Below are 16,566 nucleotides of genomic sequence, written 5' to 3'. Positions count from 1 at the left end.
AAGCCTTTATTCCGTTGGCCGAAAAAATTTCGCTGTTAATACCAGTTAACCTATAGCTACACGCAATATGCACTCTGAAAAACGCCATGTCTACGACTACCCAGTCGATGTGTCAGGGCAAACTGCGCCTGTGCATGTGATGCGCTTGGTCGGACCATCGAAGCGCGTACTGGAGGTCGGGTGCGGGCCAGGCTCGATCACCAAAATTCTGGTGCAACACGGTCACTGCCGGGTAACGGGTATGGAACTGGATTCAGCCGCGATAAAAGAGGTGGCGCCGTATTGCGAGCAGGTGATACAAGCCGATCTGAACTCGGAGGAGTGGCCGCGCTTGCTCGATGGAGCAGCGCCATTTGATGTCGTCGTGGCCGCCGATGTACTCGAGCATCTGTATGATCCCTGGATCACCCTGAAACGTATGGCGCCACTGATCAACGAGACCGGTTACCTGGTGATTTCGCTGCCACACGTCGGCCACGCAGCTGTGGTGTCATGTTTGATAAACAGCGATTTCGAATATCGGGATTGGGGTCTGCTCGATCGGACTCATATTCGTTTCTTCGGATTCAAGAATATCGAGACATTGTTCGCGCAGGCTGGACTCAAGATCATTGAAGCACGATATGTGATCAAGCCACCCGAAGAAACGGAATTTTCGGCAAGCTGGTCGAGGCTCTCCACGGCGCAGCAGGCTGCGATCAGAACCAGTGCCTACGCCAACGTCTATCAAGTGGTGGTAAAAGCAGTACCACTCAATTATCCGGGTGACATCGTGCCCCTGGCGCAGCCTGAACAATCCTCCATGCCAACCGTGGCAGCGCCCAGGATGTCATGGAAAACGCGGGTGGGACAGTACCTGAGCCCGGAGCACAAACGGCATATTCGCAAGGGCCTGAAGGCGTTCGGCATCAATATATGACAACAGGTCAACATACATCCAGATACGATAATGAAATTCCAGCATCTGGCAATCAGGCGCCTCCCCGGCTAATCGCTTTTTACCTTACCCAGTTTCACCCAACGCCGGAGAATGACCGCTGGTGGGGCAAGGGGTTCACCGAATGGACAAACGTCACAAAAGCGGCGCCTTTGTTCGAAGGCCACCTGCAACCGCACCTTCCCACTGACTTCGGCTTCTACGACTTGCGCGTGCGAGAAACCCGGCGCGATCAGATCAAAGTTGCGAAGCAATACGGCATTGACGGATTTTGTTATCACTACTACTGGTTCTCCGGCAAGCGCCTATTACATTTGCCGCTGGATGATATGCTGGCCGATCCCGAAAGCGACATGCCATTCTGCCTGTGCTGGGCGAACGAAAACTGGACGCGGCGTTGGGACGCAGCCGAGCATGAAGTACTTATTGCCCAGGAATACCGACCTGGTGATGATCTCGATTTCATCAAATCCCTGATACCGTTCTTTCAGGACAAGCGCTACATACGAGTCGATGGAAAGCCATACTTCTGTGTGTACCGGCCACCCCATCTTCCAGACGTTCGTAAAAGTCTTAGGGTATGGCGAGACTACTGCCGGAGGATCGGCTTGGGCGAAATTCATATCAGCGCTGCATTGACGCACGGAAATGAGGAATACGCTTCTTTTGGATTCGACAGCGGCGTCGAGTTTCCGCCTCACAATCTGAGAACAGCTCCGGTTAACAACCAGGTCAGTTTTTTTAATGCCTTTTACGGCAATCTTATGCAGTATGAGTCAATAGCCAACTCATTTCTCGACAGAGATTACAGGGATCCGCGTATATTCAAGACGGTATTTCCATCCTGGGATAATACGGCACGCACAAAAGAGCGTGCCCTCGTTGTTCTGAACGGCACGCCTGATAATTATGAATACTGGCTTGGAGCCACAATCGATCGGGCGGTGCGGACAGGAGAGAAGGATGAACTTGTGTTTATCAATGCCTGGAACGAGTGGGCTGAGGGCTGCCACCTTGAACCCGATCGCTGGCACGGCCATAAATTTCTTCAGGCAACACAAAACGCCAAGATGGGCTTGCGCAGATTTGCCACCTTCCCGGACGTTGGCTTGCCCGAAACAGCAAAGCAGGAATTTTGGCAGGAAATATCGAAGGTCGTCAGCTATCACGTACCGTTGCAGATTCAGCGTTTGCGGCTCGCTGTGAACCAGATCCCGTGGTTGCGCTTCATGCTGCTCCCATTTGTGAGGGCAGTGCGCGCCTTACGCGTGCAGCGGTAATCGTAGGCCTGGGGGAGAATGCCGAATTCTGGCCCGGCGGCCAGCGGAGCCATCCACAAGGGATGTCGAGTTGCCACCGCAGCGTAACCCGGCCACAAATTCTTATTGTCTGTGTTTCTGTCTTTCCCGGCTTTTTTTGCCACAAATAAGGAAATGGACAAACACAAAATCCTTTGTGTGGTCGGAACACGACCGGAAGCGATCAAAATGGCCCCGGTGATTCTTGCGCTAAAGGAACACCCGGCTTTTGAATGCAGGGTTCTTGCGACTGCGCAGCATCGAAACCTGCTCGATCAGGTCCTGCGCGTCTTTGGCATTGAACCGGATATGGACCTCGATATCATGCAGCCGGACCAGACGCTTGCTGCTCTGACCGCTCGTCTCTTGCCGGCTCTGGATGATGTGCTTCAAGCCGAGAAGCCTGATGTCGTGCTGGCTCAAGGCGACACCACTACCGTCATGGCCGTGGCGCTCGCCAGCTTCTACCGCCGGATTCCGTTCGGGCACGTGGAAGCCGGGCTTCGCACTTGGAACATGGCGTATCCGTTTCCGGAAGAAATGAACCGGGTCGTCACCGGCAAGTTGACCAAGTGGCATTTCGCCCCTACCGAGAGCGCCTGCCAAAACCTGCTTAAAGAAGGTGTTGGCGAGAGCAACATATTTGTTACTGGCAATACGGTGATCGATGCACTGTTGAGCGTCGCAAAACGTGAAATCCCGCTCCCCTTTAACCTTGATTCGAGTAAACGTCTGATCCTGGTCACCGCGCATCGCAGGGAGAATTTCGGTGCGCCATTCCGGGAAATCTGCCGGGCGATACTGACGCTGGCCGACCACAACAAGGACGTGCAGGTGGTATATCCGGTTCATCCGAACCCAAACGTGTGCGAAACGGCTTCTCAAGTTCTGGGAAACCATTCCAGAATTACGCTTTGCGAACCGCTGGATTATCTCCCTTTTGTCGCAGCCATGAAACAGGCGTTCCTGATTCTCAGCGATTCCGGTGGGGTACAGGAAGAGGCGCCCGCGCTGGGGAAGCCGGTGTTGGTTTTAAGAAACGAAACGGAACGGCCGGAAGCGGTTGCAGAAGGGGTAGTCAAGCTGGTAGGCGCCGACTGTGACCGAATTGTTGGCGAGGCACAACACTTGTTGGACGATGGCGCCGCCTACAGGAGGATGGCCCGCGGTGTCTCTCCGTATGGCGACGGCAGGGCAGCGGGCCGCATTGCCTCAGTGTTGCGCGACTATTTCGCCGCATGCGTCTGATTTATCTTTCGCCGGTTCCCTGGCACAGTTTTTCTCAGCGGCCACACGAACTCGTCAGATATTTTCATGCGCGCACTGGCGGCCGGGTTCTCTGGATAGAACCTTATCCAGGGCGTTTCCCGACGTTGTCCGATTTTATGACCCCACGCCCGACCACCGGCGAAAAGGACTGCGAAATTCCAGCGTTCCTAACAATGATACAGCCAAGGGCATTGCCGATAGAACCGTTGCCATTTTCCACTACGATCAATGGCCTGTTTTGGGACGAGATTGAATCAGAGGTCAACCGTTTCATCGACGACTCGACCGTTCTCGGGATCGGGAAACCGACAACGCTGGCGTTGCGACTACTGCAGAAGAAGGACTGTCGCGCTTCATTTTACGATGCCATGGACAATTATCCGGCTTTCTATCGGGGCTGGTCCCGCTTAGCGATGATGAACCGGGAACGCAAGGTGATAAAAAGCGTGTCAACCATTTTGGCATCGTCTTCCGCGCTCGAAGACCGGTTGCGACCCCTGGCCAGCGACGTGCGCCTCGTGATGAACGCTTGCGCAGTGGATCGGCTGCCCCCATGCCGAATCTCGGCTGTGCTTCGGGACGACCAACGCCCGATAATTGGCTACGTGGGGACCATTGGGGCCTGGTTCGACTGGGAACTCGTCATTGCGTTGGCGAAATCGAATTTAAAAATTGACTTTCGCCTCATCGGCCCTGTGTATGTTCGGCCGCCCGCCCTACCGCACAATGTACGTTTGGAGCGAGCCCTGCCGCATACCGAGGCATTACGCGCCATGACTCAGTTCAATGCGGGCCTGATTCCATTCGTGGAGAATTCGCTCACCGCTTGCGTGGATCCGATCAAGTACTATGAATATCGGGCCCTGGGTCTGCCAGTACTCAGCTCAGCATTTGGAGAAATGGCGCGCCGACGAGGACATGATGGCGTCTACCTCATCGATCGCAATGCGAATATGACGGAACTGGTAAGCGAGGCTTTAGCCAATTGCGCCACGACAGAGAGCACCGCGCACTTTCGGATGAATAACTCATGGGAACGCCGGTTTGATCAAGCCGGGATCTTCGGCTAACGAATTGATCCTTCCGGATGACTCATTCCTCCCCCCTCTTAAACCGCTGTAACTGCAGGGGCCGTACTATAACTATGACTATGGCAGCTGAGATGGATACCCTCGAGGCCAAGCTTCCGGTCTCGGTCATCGTCGTAAATTATAATGCCGGGCCACTCCTGGCCGAATGCGTTCACTCGGCGCTTTCCCAAACCAGCGAAATACTGGTGGTGGACAACGCCTCCACCGATCTCAGCCTCGAGCTTTGCGCGCAGCGTTTTTCCAATGAGGCAAAACTGAAGATCGTCCGCAATAGCACCAACCTTGGTTTCGCCGCAGCCTGTAACATCGGTGCCAGTGCTGCGGCCGAGCCGTACATGCTGTTTCTCAACCCTGATTGTGTTCTAGGCGCCGGTTCCCTGGAGCGTATGCTTGAGGTATTGAAAAGAGACCCTGTAGCGGGCATGGTGGGGGGGTGGTTGGTCAATGCCGACGGTACCGAGCAGGAAGGCGGTCGACGGGCAGTGCCGACGCCGTGGCGCGCCTTCGTGCGGGCGTTTGGGCTGTATCGCTTTCATCGTCACTGGCCTCGCCTGTTTTATGATTTCCACCTGCACAAGCAGCCTTTGCCGCCCACTCCAGTTGAGGTGGAGGCTATTTCCGGCGCGCTCATGCTGGTACGGCGAGCGGCGATGGCAGACGCCGGCCCCTGGGATAAAGGGTATTTTCTTCACTGCGAAGACTTGGACTGGTGCATGCGCTTTCAGCAAAAAGGCTGGAAAATCCTGTTTGTGCCAGATGCACCGGTTGTGCATCATAAGGGAACCTGCAGCCGCTCTCGCCCCATTTTCGTGGAATGGCACAAGCACAAAGGGATGATGCGGTTCTACCGCAAGTTCTTTCGGCAGGAATACCCTGGTGCGGTGATGTGGCTGGTGGCGACGGGCGTGTGGTTAAGGTTTGGAGCGGTGGCGTCATTTCATGCCATTCGCAACGCCGGACGCCGACTCGGTCTTGGTCGAAAATAAACCGTGCGCTCTCCTCGCGTAACAAACAAAGCGTTATTAACGTTACCATGATGGTTGCCAGTCGAGTCGATGTCTGAGTCCTCTTCACCTCACCGCGTTATTATCACCGGCGCGACCAGCATCATCGGCCAGTTCCTGCTGCCGAGACTTGCGGCTGCCGGCAACGAGGTATATGCCATCAGCCGCGAAAACAGCAGCAATCTGGTCGCGATCCATAAAAATATCTTTTGGCATTCGAGCGACATCAGCCATCCGGAGCAGTTACGCTGCCCTTCCGCGAGTGCGCTGGTTCATCTTGCGCCCCTTTGGCTGCTTCCCCCCCTGCTGCCCGTTCTTGATTCACGTCAGGTCCGACGGGTAATTGGCTTCGGTTCCACCAGCGTATTCAGCAAGGCGAATTCCAGAAATCCGGACGAGCGTCGCGTGGCCGCAAACTTGGCCGAGGCGGAGGAGACTACCAGGAAGCTCTGTGCCAAGTTCGGAATCAACTGGACCGTGTTCCGCCCGACTTTGGTATACGATTGTGTTCGGGACAAAAATATTACAAGAATCGCGAATTTCATCCGGCGCTTTGGCTTTTTTCCCTTGCTGGGAGAAGCGAAGGGGTTGCGCCAGCCGGTGCACGCGGACGATCTCGCGAATGCGTGCGTTCTGGCCCTCTCTCGGCTGGAGACGTTCAACCGGGCCTACAACTTGAGCGGTGGCGAAACATTGAGCTATCGGCAAATGGTCGCGAAAATCTTTCATTCGCTTGGTCACCCGGAACGTTTTCTTTCGGTTCCTGAATGGGTATTTAATCGGGCGATACGTGTCGTCAGGCTGCTACCCGGAAAGCAGGGCCTGAACCCGGAAATGGCGACTCGGATGAACACCGATTTGTGTTTTAATCATGCGGAAGCGACCAGGGACTTCGGTTTTTCGCCACGGTTGTTTCTTCCCCAATGGAACCGTGGCGACCGCAGGCACCGTGGGAACCCGATGTAAAAATGAACCGGGCGTGAAGCGGGCGGCGTTGTGTAATCACGGTGCACGAGCGCGAGGATACTAACCTGGGCCAATCGCAACTGAACAGGAACTGGAACGTACGCCGCGGGCACTGCCCGCACAACAAAATGGTGGAGAATCCCGGCAAAATATCCGTCGCCGAAAGCGAGCTTGAGATAAAAGCGATTCGAGCACAGGGCGCTGGTGGACAGAATGTGAACAAGGTATCGAGTGCAATTCACTTGCGCTTCGACATTGCCGCTTCTTCGCTGGACGATATATACAAGGAGCGGTTGTTGAAGCTCAACGATACGCGGATCACCCGGGAAGGCGTTATCGTCATCAAGGCCCAACAGTACCGCAATCAGGAGAAAAATCGCGAAGACGCGCTAAGACGGCTGCAAGAACTCGTTGACCGCATAGCCATGGTGCCTGCCAAGCGCAAGCCAACCAAGCCCACGCATATATCCAAACAAAAACGGCTTGAGAGTAAAACTCAGCGCGGACAGCTAAAAATCATGCGAAAAAAAATGAATGACTATCCGACATGAGGCGGACTCGCAATGTCCCATGAGCTACGCGGGCTGGCACCCGCCTTTGGAGTGTTCCAATGATTCTTCCGCGGGATCCGCGGCCACATACTTACCCGTATTTATTTTTTGCATTTCCTTTTCCATATCCGAGGCATTTCCCACGTCCTGGAAAAGAACGGAAAAAGCGGTCCCGACGTCGCGTTCACTGGCAACCTGGATGTGGAGCTTGTTATTTTCCGCCACTGTTCTCACGATTGACAGTCCGATTCCGCTCGACGTCCGATTGTGCAGAGCTGCCCTGGGCGCGTAAAAATATTCGTCGAATATATGCGGCAACTCCGTATCGCCGATGCCGATTCCGTGGTCGATAACGGTTACCACAGCGGATAAGCTTTGCCGGTTGAATTTGGACACAATTTCCACCGAACCACCATCGTAGGAGTAGGTAATGGCATTTGAGATGATATTCTCGAAAAGTACTTCAAGCTGATTGGGAATACATTGCACGAGAAAATCCTCGGTCGAGGCGTTGACCCGGATCTGGCGCGAATTTGCTATGGGCCCGAGTTTATCGATGCATTTGCGAATGACCGGGCCAATATTGACGCACTCATGATTATTTGGATCCCTAGCGGCGGCTTTCAAGCGTTCCAGTTTAAGCACGTCAAGGATCAAGCCTGCCATACCTGAGGCGCGGTCATCGATTTTTCCAAGAATATCCTTTATTTCAGGTGACACCTCCCCACAATAATTCCCTTTTACCAAGCCAATTTTGCTGCGAATGGCATCCAGGGGCGCCTTGAGCTGATGGGTCATAAGAACCGCATACCGGTCCTTCTCGACTTGAGCCTGGCTGATCTGCTTATAGGCATCCATAAGATGCCGCTCATTGGTGCGCACGACGATTGCGAGTCGCGAGACGACATACCAGACTATGAGGAAAAGCACATCCAGCGTAACCATCCATAAGAGGATATTGACCTTGAGCGGGGTAACTTCGGCTGCGCCTGAATCTATCAGCACAGATTGAGGGGCCAGGAAAAGCAAAGGATTCTCAATCAGCAAAACCGTTCCGTACATGCAACAGACCAGCGCGGTAACGATCAGGCTCTCGATGGTCGAGAAAAAAATGCAGGACAGGACAATGTGCAGTACATAGAAGAACGGAGCGGGTGTGCCGATGCTGCCCGCAAAATGCACGACGATCGACAGGCAAAGAAGGTCGACTATTATTTGCGCCCAGATGTTAATGGATGGGGAGTTATATCTTGTTCGCGGACGGAAATCCAGAGCATAGATATAGAAAATATTGGCAATGGACAATATGGCCGTTACGGCGACTGGCCACCCCTGCTGATGAGTGATGCCAATGGTGGTGAGCGTGTCGGAGGCGATAAGCGCAAATATTTGAAAACCAATAAGTAGCGCGATTACGGCCCAGCGAAAGATGATAAACCACCGCGCATTGCCGATTAATACCTGGTCACTCAGCTTGGCGCGACCCACGCCCGCCCCCGGAAATGCGAAGCGATTTTTGGAACCATCCCAGGAAAACTCGGCGACTGCCATGATTAGATTTCCGCGGACAACTGGTTACCTTCAGGCGTCTTCCAGACGGCTACGAACGATCGACAAGAAACTCATGGGGTCCACTGGTTTTTCCACGATCAATATCCATTCGTCGGAAAGCCCGGTGAAATAAGGGCGGATCTCCTGGCCCAGGGAAGTCATGAATATCATAGGAAGCTTGGGAAAACGACTGCGTATTTCAACGTAGGCTTCGAGTCCCTTGTCCATCGTCTCCACCATCACGTCCAGAATCGCCAAATCCGGAAGATCTGTCGTATTCCGTAACGATTCAGTGAAATCGTTCATCGCCTGGTAGCTATCGACCGCATATCCATTCGCCGTCAGAATTTTTCTCACGGTGTCGCGAATGTCGGGATCATCATCAATATGGGCGATTCTCCGGGTCACGCTTTGTTTAGCTGTTATGGAACTCGGCGACTGGTCAGTATTTTGATATTCGGCAACCGCGTGCATTTAGCTTTCCTCCGCTTGGTTAGTTCTCGTTATAAATTACCCTGTTGATAAAAAGGAATATAGCACATAATTCCATATTGTCATCAGGGTAATATAGCGGATGTGAGGTAACCGTCACTTATACATAAAAAATTAGTGAAGATTTCAGCACTATCGGCTGGGAAGAGGTAGGGCTGTGGAGGCGAAACCGCGACGTATCCGCATACGGGATAGCGTTAAAAACGATGATTAATGATGGTGGATGGGATTGGTTAAGCTATTTCAACACGTGGTTCAGCCAGTGGCTGATGTCGTCGATTTCTTCGCGGCAAACAGTGTGCGCCATGGAATACTCATGCCATTCCACTGCATAGCCCGATTCGAGCAACTGCCGTTTCGAAGCCTGTGCCAGCACTAACGGCACGACATAATCAGAGCGGCCATGAGCCATAAAAACCGAGGTAGTTAAATTGGCTTGCTGCGCTTCAGCCGCAAGTGTTGCCGGAGCCGGCAGATAGCATGATAGCGCCAGCATGCCGGCGAGTCTTTCGGGATAGCGCAGACCGGTATGCAACGCCAGCGCTCCACCTTGCGAGAAGCCGGCCAGGACAATATTCTCCGGCTTGATCCCGCGTTGCCTTTCTCGATCAATCAGAGCTTCAATCGCTTGCTGCGAACTGCGCAAGCTCTCCATGTTTTCCTGAACCCCGACCTTGGCGTCGATCATGTCGTAATCGTGCCACGCCCGCATCACCATGCCCCGGTTGATACTTACCGGGCGCATGGGAGCGTGTGGGAACACAAAGCGGACACTGATGGTTGAGGGCAACGCGAGTTCGTCCACGATAGGGACGAAATCATGCCCATCCGCGCCAAGGCCGTGCAGCCACAGGACCGCGTGGGTGGGGTGTGTACCGGTCTCAAGCTCGACGGCAGGGAGTAGACTGTTTGGAACGCTCATCGGGAGAAGTAAAAACGAGCTGGACAAATTTGGCCAAATGGGTCGCTGGCACTTGGAAGTATCTGCAACAGATGCTGCCAAAAAAATGCCCAGATAACCGCTAGCGTAGCCTACGACGGCCAGAAGTGCAAACAACGGGAACGCCTGTTTGTGGCAGAAACCGAGGCGCAACAGGTGTCATATATGCACCCAGATCGGCACAGGGCTTCCCCTGTTGACTTAACCCAAATGGAGGATTAGATTCGCACCTTTCGATTTTCTTGTTCAAATCATACAGCAGGAGAAAATCATGAAACGCAGGGATTTTATCAAGCTGGCGGGCGTTGGCGCGGCATTGCTTCCCGTTGCACCGTCGGTGTTTGGTCAGGACCAGGGAGTCATCCGGCCAAGAACGCAAACGTATCGCCTGACTTATAAGGTCGATTTGCCCGCCGATGGGAACAAGGCGCGCCTATGGCTTCCTTTGCCTGATATTAACGATAGCGCCCATCAGTTTTCTCAGGGCAGTGTTTGGAGCGGTAATGCAACCATCGCACGGTTTGATACTGTTCCCGGCACGGCTTCGCCCATGTTTTATGGGGAGTGGCGCGGGGGCGGACCCCGCACTGCTACAGTGAGCAGCGTCGTCAAAACAACCAACCGCACTGTCGATCTGCAGCATTACTCCGAGCAACGCGGAGCCGCGATTCCCTCAGATGTGAAACGTTACCTGCAGGCCACTAAGCGTATTCCGCTGGATGGAATCGTACGCAAGACCGCGCTCTCGATCGTCAAGGAAGCGAACGCGCACTCGCCGTTGCAAAAAGCGCAGGCGATATATGATTGGGTAGTGGATAATTCCTATCGCGACCCGGAAACACGAGGCTGCGGGCGGGGAGATATCAAATCCATGCTTGAGTCTGGCAATCTGCGCGGCAAATGCGCCGACCTCAACACCTTGTTTGTTGGTTTGGCCAGGGCAGCGGGAGTTCCCGCGCGAGACAACTATGGGATTCGGATAGATGAGTCCGCCGCGCATAAGACGCTGGGCAAATCGGGGGATGTCACCACGGCCCAACATTGCCGTCCCGAGTTTTATCTTGCTAGCCTGGGCTGGGTGCCCGTCGATCCTTCCGATGTGCGTCAACTGGCGCTGGACGAAGACTTGCCGCTTGCCCACCCCAGAGTGGCTGCATTGCGCGAAAAACTGTTTGGCTCGTGGGAAATGAATTGGGTGGCGTTTAACCAGGCCCGAGATGTTATTCTCGCTCGAGACAGCGTCCTCGGCGACCTGCCATTCTTCATGTATCCCCAGGCCGAGGTCGGCGGGCATGCGCAGGACAGTCTGGAACCGGAAGAATTTGCATATAAGATCGTTTCAGCGCAATTGGTTGGCACAGGCATCAAGTTTTAACATTCGTCCGCGTAGATCGCGCGGTCTCCATGTGGTCTTACAGCCTTTGGCGGGCCGTGCCTGAGCCAACCGCGTAGCTACAAGACAAGAACGGGTATCTCGGCCGTGATGCCTCCCCATCCTCCTTATTCGTCCCGAACGGATCCGGCCTCCTCCACTGTTTGCGGAATAATCTTCTGAAGTTCCTGAAACAAGGCGCGAAAACTCTTGGGCGGCTTGTTTGCAAGCCGTTCCTTGTGGGCATTGCGCACGAGTGCGCGCAACTGCTGCAAGTCGGCAGCGGGAAATTGCTGCGCGAACTCCCCCAGAGCCTGTTCATCCGACAGCAGCCGTTCCCGCCAGCGTTCCAGCCCATGCAGCCACGCGGTCTGCTGCAACGATACATTGTTCCATGCTTCCAGCTTTTGCTTGATAGGCGTCGCATCAACATTACGCATCAGTTTGCCGATAAATTGCATCTGGCGGCGAATGGCGCCATGTTTGCGCATCCTCTTGGCCTCGAGTATGGCTTCCGTTAGCGCTTCCGGTAAGCTGAGCTCCGTCAAACGCTTGAGATCGAGTTGGATGAGTTGTTCGCCAATATCCTGTAGCGCATGCATTTGCTGCTTGAGCCGCGTCTTGCTGAGCGGAAGCTCGGATTCAGAATTAAGAGGCGTGTTTTTTTCCACAGTCATTCCCGCATTAAGAAACTGTTATCATAGCGCCATTCTCCTGCAACAAATTCCCACAACTGCAGAAATCATTGTCCATGACCGCCATCGCAAAATCTTCGCCCCGCTTCTCCTATCCTTCCACCACGCTACAGAAAATCGCGCAAGATGTGTTGAGCCAGGCAAAGAAGCTTGGCGCCACCGCCTGCGAAACCGACATCTCCGATGGCTTCGGACAGAACGTTACTGTACGACGAGGGGAAGTTGAAACAATCGAATACAATCGGGACAAGGGTCTGTCCGTAAGCGTTTACATCGGGCAGAGGCGCGGCAATGCGAGTACTTCCGATTTTTCACCCCAGGCGGTGAACGACACGGTCGCGGCGGCTATCTCGATAGCCGGGCATACAGCGGCTGACGATTGCGCGGGACTGGCCGATGCGGAGTTACTGGCCCGGGAATTTCCCGATCTCGACCTTTATTTTCCCTGGGACCTGCCGGTAGAGCAGGCGATAGAACTGGCAAAGACATGCGAGGCGGCTGCGCTTGAAGTTGACAAGCGCATTACCAACTCTGAAGGGGCAAGCGTCTATCTCAATGAATCACAGTTTGTTTATGCAAACAGCCTGGGGTTCATGGGGGGTTATCCGGCGTCGCGTCACAGCATCAGTTGCGCCGTGATAGCGAGCCAGGAGGACACCATGCAGCGTGACTACTGGTACAGCGTGGCACGTAACGCAACCGACCTCGAGGAAGCCGATAGCATCGGCAGAAAAGCAGGCATGCGTACTGTTGCCCGGCTCGGCGCCAAAAAAATCCCCACCTGTGAAGTCCCGGTGCTGTTTGAAGCGCCCATCGCTTCGAGCCTGATGGGGCATTTTGTCAAAGCCATCAGTGGTGGCAGCCTCTACCGGAAGTCATCGTTTCTGCTGGAAAGTATCGGCAAGCAGGTTTTCGCGCCACATATCCAGATTCGGGAAGTACCTCACCTGAAAAGAGGTTTGGCCAGCCAGGCGTTCGATGACGAAGGCGTAGCCACGCATGAGCGAAACATTGTCGAGAACGGTGTGGTGCAAGGTTATTTTCTCGGCAGTTACTCCGCGCGCAAACTTGGGATGCGCACCACTGGAAACGCCGGTGGCAACCACAACCTCATTCTTGAGAATGGGGCTGGATTGGACTTCCCCGCGCTTCTGAAAGAGATGGGCAGAGGCGTGCTGGTTACCGAATTGCTGGGGCAAGGCGTGAATCCGGTGACCGGAGACTATTCGCGCGGCGCAGCCGGCTTCTGGGTCGAGGGCGGAGAGATTCAGCATGCGGTGGAAGAGATCACCATTGCAGGCAACCTGAAAAATATGCTTCTTGGCATTTCTGCCGCGGGAAATGATGTAGTTGTGCGAGGGTCAAAACAGTGCGGATCGCTGCTGATAGACAAGATGATGGTTGCCGGCGGCTAGCTGCCGCTGAGGAAGCGTTAGCGGATGATTTTCTGCTTACAGACGGAAAGCCACAGCCCTAATCCCGATGAATCTGCATTTGCTCGTTCCCGCGCTTTTCTGGCCAGACGCGTCACTTCCCGAAATTTACCATGACTTGCCGCTGCCCGCGCTGGAAAACTTCCTAGCTAAATGCTCACGCACCGATGATGAGCCAGAGCGCCTTGAACCTCGGCTTTGCCGCGTTTTTGGCGTAGCGAAACAGCTTGACTGGCCGGTTGCGCCTATCACGCTGCTGGGCGATGGTAAAGCTCATATTAATCCCGCAGACGATTACTGGATCCGTGCCGACCCCGTGCACTTGCATATCGAGCGGGACCAGATTGTGCTGGCTGACAGCCGCGTCTTCCCGATCTCGCCAGACGAAGCCGATCAGCTGACAAGCTTGCTCAACCGGCATTTCTCCGCAAGCGAAATGGCATTCCTGCCCTTGCGGCCTGATCGCTGGTATTTGCGGGTGATCAAGACGCCGCTGGGACAAACGCATTTACTCAGCGATGTCGTCAACCGCGGCATCAATGAACGATTGCCGTTCGGCGCAAATAATACGATCTGGCGCGGTTTTTTTAATGAGATTCAAATGCTGCTGCACGAGCACCCGCTTAATCAGTCGCGCGAGGCGCGTGGAGAACCGGCCATTAACGGCGCCTGGTTCTGGGGGGGAGGAATCATGCCTGAATCGGTGGAGTCCCCTTACGCTCACGTGTGGAGCAACGATGTTCTTGCGCTGTCTCTCGCGGTTGCCTCCAAAACAAACCACGCGCCGCTTCCCCTGAACGCGACAATATTGGGGACATCCGCCACCTCCGGTAAGCACCTCGTCGTGCTTGACGCCCTGCAGGGAACCGCTCAGTACCGCGATGCGTACGGATGGCGTGAAAGCCTGAAAGCGCTTGACCGCGACTGGTTCGGGCCGCTTTGGGGGATGTTCAGGCAAGGGCAAGTCGATCAAGTGACGCTCACAACACTGGACGATAAGGGAACCACGAACTTCGTCGTCAGGCGCAGTGATTTAGGAAAATTCTGGCGTAGACCTAAACCGATCTTGAGCCATGCCCTCAAGTAACCTCTGGCTAACTCTGGCGGCTCGAAAAAGCCCTGTATTAAGAGGTCTTTTCTGAAACTTGGAATACGCTGTTATCGGGCAATATACAGTGATGCCTAGTAAAAGGTTCTCCGCTCGCCGCGAAGCGAGAGGGCTCGCCGGCAACCCAAGGTTACTGGCAAGGTTTTTCGTTCGCGAAAAGTTGGTTGCTTCGGGTATGATTACAGGCAAAATGCAGCCTGCAAATAGCGCGCAAACAAGCAATTAATAATAAATGCGGCGGTTTTTACAGGCGGTAACAGCTCTGCAATAAAGCGGATGTATTGTAAGAGGGAGGATCATGACTGATATTAATCTGTTTGAATCGTTGCTGACTTGCAGTTCCGTCGAGGAATTGCACGCCAATACCACGGCCATCGCGCGGGAGATGGGATTCGAGCATTTTCTGTATGGGGTTCAGGTAAACACCTCCCTCACCCGCCCTTATCGGTTCATCCTCAGCTGTTATCCAGAGGTGTGGCGCAAACACTATGATGCGGAAGGTTACGCCAACATCGACCCAACCGTTTCTCACTGCGCTAGGACAGCGATTCCCATCATCTGGAAAAATGAAATTTTCAAGGGGCGCAAGGAGGCGCGTGTAAGAAGCGAAGCGAAGGATTGCGGACTGGTCAGCGGTGCCAGCTTCTCCGTTCATGGCGGGCGGGGTGAATCTGCGATGCTGAGCCTGGCCACATCCAGAGAGTCTCGCGAAGCGCAAAACGACATTGTGGCCATGATGGGCCAAGCCCAGCTATTGACTTGTTACTTGCACGAGGCCGTACAGCGCATCGTTTTAAGTAAAGGACCCGTCCCGTTGAAAAAAATCAACCTGACGGATCGGGAGAAGGAGTGCCTGTTGTGGGCAGCCGAGGGCAAGACAGGCTGGGAAATAGCAAATATTGTGAATATTTCGGAACGTACCGTAACATTTCACCTTCAGAACGCAGCCCAGAAATTAGGCGTCGTCAACCGGCGCCAAGCTATCTCGCGTGCGCTTTCGATGGGACTTATTGAAGCCGGACATATCGGTTAATAAAGCACGGAATGCCGGCTTAGTCCGCCCCCGCCCTCCGACGTCGCAACCCGAGCCAAGCACTGGCGTAGAACCCAGCTTCAATGCCATGCGAGCGCAAAGATTACGTCAACGCTACCTTACCAGCTCGACCATTACCGGCGCATGATCAGAAGGACGTTCCAGCTTGCGCGTTGCCTTGTCAATCACGCAGGCAGTGCATACTCCAGCCAGTTCGCTACTCAATAATATATGATCTATCCGCAAACCCATGTTACGGCGAAAGGCCATCATACGATAGTCCCACCACGTATAGCATTTCTCCGGTTGCTCAAACAAACGGAAGCTATCCAGCAACCCCAGGTCAAGCACTTGCTGAAACGCCTCGCGCTCCGGCCGGCTGAACAGAACCTGCCCCTCCCATAACGCGGGGTCATGGACATCGCGCTCTTCAGGCGCGATGTTGAAGTCGCCCAGCAGTACCAGTTTCCGATGACTGCACAACATATCCCGAACCCAGTCCCGAAGGGCGCCCAGCCATTTCAGCTTGTATTGATACTTTTCAGATGTGACATGCTCGCCATTGGGCACGTAAATACACACCACCCGGATGTCGTCATAAACCGCACCCAGCACACGTTTTTGCTGGTCCTCCAGACCAGGAATACCGCTGACAATGTCTACTCCAGGTAGCTTGCTGAGCAGCGCGACGCCATTGTAGGTTTTCTGGCCCGAAAAAACTGTCTGGTACCTGTTAGCGCCGCTGTAATACTGACCCACTGAGCCGGAGTAAAACTGACCCACCTGGGCGAATATGGTGGCTTTTTGGCTGCCGATTATGTTGACT

Annotated in this window: 16 protein-coding genes; 11 read left to right on the top strand and 5 right to left on the bottom strand. The window is 54.2% G+C overall.

What is annotated here, in order from left to right:
- Window positions 1-67 precede the first annotated feature (67 nt).
- The 7 genes from BM022_RS11915 to arfB all read left to right on the top strand — a co-directional run bounded on the left by BM022_RS11915 (window position 68) and on the right by arfB (window position 7,116).
- Window positions 68-919 carry a class I SAM-dependent methyltransferase gene (locus BM022_RS11915; protein ID WP_091139572.1) on the top strand — a complete coding sequence of 284 codons (852 nt, stop codon included), beginning with the start codon at window positions 68-70 and terminating at the stop codon, window positions 917-919.
- On the top strand, window positions 916-2,217 hold the full coding sequence (locus BM022_RS11910; RefSeq protein WP_091139570.1) for a glycosyltransferase WbsX family protein: 1,302 nt from the start codon (window positions 916-918) through the stop codon (window positions 2,215-2,217). The genes BM022_RS11915 and BM022_RS11910 overlap by 4 nt, the downstream gene beginning before the upstream one ends.
- 153 nt (window positions 2,218-2,370) lie before the next feature.
- Complete coding sequence (gene wecB, locus BM022_RS11905) at window positions 2,371-3,483, top strand: non-hydrolyzing UDP-N-acetylglucosamine 2-epimerase (RefSeq protein ID WP_091139569.1); 1,113 nt, start codon at window positions 2,371-2,373, stop codon at window positions 3,481-3,483.
- 212 nt (window positions 3,484-3,695) lie between these two features.
- Window positions 3,696-4,574: a glycosyltransferase family protein gene (locus tag BM022_RS11900; RefSeq protein WP_256209149.1), complete on the top strand. Its 879-nt coding sequence runs from the start codon at window positions 3,696-3,698 to the stop codon at window positions 4,572-4,574.
- 92 nt (window positions 4,575-4,666) lie between these two features.
- Complete coding sequence (locus BM022_RS11895; RefSeq protein WP_091139566.1) at window positions 4,667-5,581, top strand: glycosyltransferase family 2 protein; 915 nt, start codon at window positions 4,667-4,669, stop codon at window positions 5,579-5,581.
- A 69-nt stretch (window positions 5,582-5,650) separates the two neighbouring features.
- On the top strand, window positions 5,651-6,565 hold the full coding sequence (locus tag BM022_RS11890) for an NAD-dependent epimerase/dehydratase family protein (RefSeq protein WP_091139564.1): 915 nt from the start codon (window positions 5,651-5,653) through the stop codon (window positions 6,563-6,565).
- Between the two features lie 128 nt (window positions 6,566-6,693).
- Window positions 6,694-7,116: an alternative ribosome rescue aminoacyl-tRNA hydrolase ArfB gene (gene arfB, locus BM022_RS11885; protein WP_091139562.1), complete on the top strand. Its 423-nt coding sequence runs from the start codon at window positions 6,694-6,696 to the stop codon at window positions 7,114-7,116.
- Between the two features lie 24 nt (window positions 7,117-7,140).
- Here arfB and BM022_RS11880 read toward each other — a convergent pair whose 3' ends face one another.
- The 3 genes from BM022_RS11880 to BM022_RS11870 all read right to left on the bottom strand — a co-directional run bounded on the left by BM022_RS11880 (window position 7,141) and on the right by BM022_RS11870 (window position 10,081).
- Entirely contained in the window at window positions 7,141-8,667 is a 1,527-nt protein-coding gene (locus tag BM022_RS11880) for a sensor histidine kinase (protein ID WP_091139560.1), read from the bottom strand.
- Between the two features lie 30 nt (window positions 8,668-8,697).
- A complete protein-coding gene (locus BM022_RS11875; protein ID WP_091139559.1) occupies window positions 8,698-9,141 on the bottom strand; it encodes a response regulator transcription factor in 444 nt (147 codons plus the stop codon).
- Window positions 9,142-9,397: 256 nt separating this feature from the next.
- Window positions 9,398-10,081 carry an alpha/beta hydrolase gene (locus BM022_RS11870; RefSeq protein WP_091139655.1) on the bottom strand — a complete coding sequence of 228 codons (684 nt, stop codon included), beginning with the start codon at window positions 10,079-10,081 and terminating at the stop codon, window positions 9,398-9,400.
- 289 nt (window positions 10,082-10,370) lie between these two features.
- Here BM022_RS11870 and BM022_RS11865 point away from each other — a divergent pair, with 289 nt between their 5' ends.
- Window positions 10,371-11,474 carry a transglutaminase-like domain-containing protein gene (locus BM022_RS11865; protein ID WP_091139557.1) on the top strand — a complete coding sequence of 368 codons (1,104 nt, stop codon included), beginning with the start codon at window positions 10,371-10,373 and terminating at the stop codon, window positions 11,472-11,474.
- A 125-nt stretch (window positions 11,475-11,599) separates the two neighbouring features.
- Here the strand turns inward: BM022_RS11865 and yjgA are convergent, their stop codons facing one another.
- Entirely contained in the window at window positions 11,600-12,148 is a 549-nt protein-coding gene (gene yjgA / locus BM022_RS11860; protein ID WP_091139556.1) for a ribosome biogenesis factor YjgA, read from the bottom strand.
- Between the two features lie 74 nt (window positions 12,149-12,222).
- On the opposite strand from yjgA, the gene pmbA reads away from it, so the two are divergent.
- The 3 genes from pmbA (at window position 12,223) to BM022_RS11845 (ending at window position 15,740) form a co-directional block, all read left to right on the top strand.
- Complete coding sequence (gene pmbA, locus BM022_RS11855) at window positions 12,223-13,581, top strand: metalloprotease PmbA (RefSeq protein ID WP_091139554.1); 1,359 nt, start codon at window positions 12,223-12,225, stop codon at window positions 13,579-13,581.
- 67 nt (window positions 13,582-13,648) lie between these two features.
- Window positions 13,649-14,686 (top strand): phosphoglycerate mutase, encoded by a 1,038-nt coding sequence (locus BM022_RS11850; RefSeq protein WP_091139552.1) that lies wholly within the window; start codon window positions 13,649-13,651, stop codon window positions 14,684-14,686.
- A 319-nt stretch (window positions 14,687-15,005) separates the two neighbouring features.
- The gene (locus BM022_RS11845; RefSeq protein WP_091139551.1) at window positions 15,006-15,740 is read left to right on the top strand and encodes a LuxR family transcriptional regulator; all 735 of its coding nucleotides are present in this window, start codon (window positions 15,006-15,008) and stop codon (window positions 15,738-15,740) included.
- A gap of 114 nt (window positions 15,741-15,854) precedes the next feature.
- Here the strand turns inward: BM022_RS11845 and xth are convergent.
- Window positions 15,855-16,566 (bottom strand): exodeoxyribonuclease III (xth, locus tag BM022_RS11840; RefSeq protein ID WP_143079579.1); only part of this gene is annotated, 712 nt, incomplete at its 5' end.

The organism is Nitrosospira sp. Nsp14 (assembly GCF_900113575.1).
Taxonomy (GTDB): Bacteria; Pseudomonadota; Gammaproteobacteria; order Burkholderiales; family Nitrosomonadaceae; genus Nitrosospira.
Note: the sequence above shows the minus strand (reverse complement) of the source record. Positions and strands in the feature narration are given on the sequence as shown.